Here is a 2,231-nt window from a genome sequence, read left to right as displayed (position 1 = left end):
ATATTGCATTAAGCAAGGGGACGTTATGCGTGTATTAGCCTTATCGGCTGTGTTTTTGGTGGCATCGATTATCGGAATGCCTGCGGTAGCAAAGGAATGGCAAGAAAACAAAAGTTGGAATGCTCACTTTACTGAACATAAATCACAGGGCGTAGTTGTGCTCTGGAATGAGAATAAGCAGCAAGGATTTACCAATAATCTTAAACGGGCGAACCAAGCATTTTTACCCGCATCTACCTTTAAAATTCCCAATAGCTTGATCGCCCTCGATTTGGGCGTGGTTAAGGATGAACACCAAGTCTTTAAGTGGGATGGACAGACGCGCGATATCGCCACTTGGAATCGCGATCATAATCTAATCACCGCGATGAAATATTCAGTTGTGCCTGTTTATCAAGAATTTGCCCGCCAAATTGGCGAGGCACGTATGAGCAAGATGCTACATGCTTTCGATTATGGTAATGAGGACATTTCGGGCAATGTAGACAGTTTCTGGCTCGACGGTGGTATTCGAATTTCGGCCACGGAGCAAATCAGCTTTTTAAGAAAGCTGTATCACAATAAGTTACACGTATCGGAGCGCAGCCAGCGTATTGTCAAACAAGCCATGCTGACCGAAGCCAATGGTGACTATATTATTCGGGCTAAAACTGGATACTCGACTAGAATCGAACCTAAGATTGGCTGGTGGGTCGGTTGGGTTGAACTTGATGATAATGTGTGGTTTTTTGCGATGAATATGGATATGCCCACATCGGATGGTTTAGGGCTGCGCCAAGCCATCACAAAAGAAGTGCTCAAACAGGAAAAAATTATTCCCTAGAAGTGGTTAGCGCGTATTTGTGTGAAATAGCCGTCATATAAGCTGTAAAGATATATGGACAAAATGCTGATGCTCGATGCGCTTGTAGTTAATGGCTCATACTTAATCGGTTAGGCCTAATCGACTTAAGCTCCGCGCGTTAACTTTTAGCCTGAGCATTAGCATCACATTCCTCAACGTAAAAAGCCTAGCCAATTTGCTAGGCTTTTTTGTTATCTAAATGGTCATGGTCACTCAACATTGGGATGTGTATAAAGGAATGGCGATGTCAGTAAAGGTGAATGCCGCTGCGATAAAGTGCCTAGCCCATCAAGGATTGTAGGCTTTCTTGGCTGCTAAAGCGTTTGACGAAAAAGTCCAAGAAGGCGCTGATATTGGTGGCTAATTGTCTGCGGCTCGAATACACCCCGTAGACCTTAAAGGGTTCAATCGGCCATTCCTGTAAGATTGGCACTAGCTGGCCGTTGGCGAGTTCGGTTTTGCAGGCGGAGTTTGATAGCATTGCAATCCCAAAGTCATCGAGGGCTAACTGCTTAACCATAATCGGGCTATTGACCCTGACTTTACGCTGAAAGTTTACCATGGTTTTGCGAGCACCTTTGCCTAAGGGCCATATGGGTGCTGAGCGGGATGTTCCTAGCAGAATACCACTATGATCGCTCAGCTCCTTAGGTGTTGCGGGGGTGCCGCGTGCTTTTAAATAGCCAGGGCTTGCTACCAGAATTGGTTGACGCTCGAACAGTAATCTTGCAACAAGATCAGAGGATTGCAGTGGCCCATATTTGATAGCTATGTCATATCCTTCACCCACCAAACCTATATCGTTGTCGGTAAACTGGACATCTAATTCCACATTGGGATATAAACGCATGAATCCGCTACAGAGGTTAGCAATTAATTCTTGGCTAAAAGAGACCGGAATGGCTATCCGTAATGATCCTGATACATCATCATGGGTACTCTCGATAACAGCCTTGGCCGCTTCCACCTCATTGCGAATGGAATCACAGTGTTGATAAAAGAGTGCCCCGACTTGGGTAAGACTCAGGTTACGGGTGTCGCGTTGTAACAATCGCACGCCTAGTTGTTCTTCAAGCTGCGCGATTTTGCGACTTATGGTGGATTTTGGGTGGCCGGTTTCACGTGCAGCTTGGGAGAATCCCTTTGCTCTCACTACGGCTGCAAATAGCATCATACCGTTTAAATCTGGCATGTTTTTCCCACTGTCTCATATTTGGAACATAGCGTCTTATGCAGTTTAATGGCATTTGGCGGGATAACAAAGTTATATTTATTGGCTAAAAATTTTCAGAGGCTAAAGCAGAGGATCTTTTGATGACCAGCAATAATCAGCCCAAACACATGACTCAAGCCCAAACGCCCGATCCGCTTTTTTTACAGGCCGAGC

Annotated in this window: 2 protein-coding genes; one reads left to right on the top strand and one right to left on the bottom strand. The window is 45.3% G+C overall.

Annotated features, from left to right (window positions below; genetic code table 11):
* Positions 1–25 precede the first annotated feature (25 nt).
* Positions 26–823: an OXA-48 family carbapenem-hydrolyzing class D beta-lactamase OXA-48 gene (locus AB8846_RS23255; RefSeq protein WP_015059991.1), complete on the top strand. Its 798-nt coding sequence runs from the start codon at positions 26–28 to the stop codon at positions 821–823.
* Positions 824–1,124: 301 nt separating this feature from the next.
* Here the strand turns inward: AB8846_RS23255 and AB8846_RS23250 are convergent, their stop codons facing one another.
* The gene (locus tag AB8846_RS23250; RefSeq protein ID WP_015586033.1) at positions 1,125–2,036 is read right to left on the bottom strand and encodes a LysR family transcriptional regulator; all 912 of its coding nucleotides are present in this window, start codon (positions 2,034–2,036) and stop codon (positions 1,125–1,127) included.
* Between the last annotated feature and the right edge of the window lie 195 nt (positions 2,037–2,231).

This window comes from Enterobacter sp. KB-221C9, assembly GCF_041320715.1.
Classification (GTDB): domain Bacteria; phylum Pseudomonadota; class Gammaproteobacteria; order Enterobacterales; family Enterobacteriaceae; genus Enterobacter; species Enterobacter asburiae_D.
This window is presented reverse-complemented; position numbering and strand designations above follow the sequence as displayed.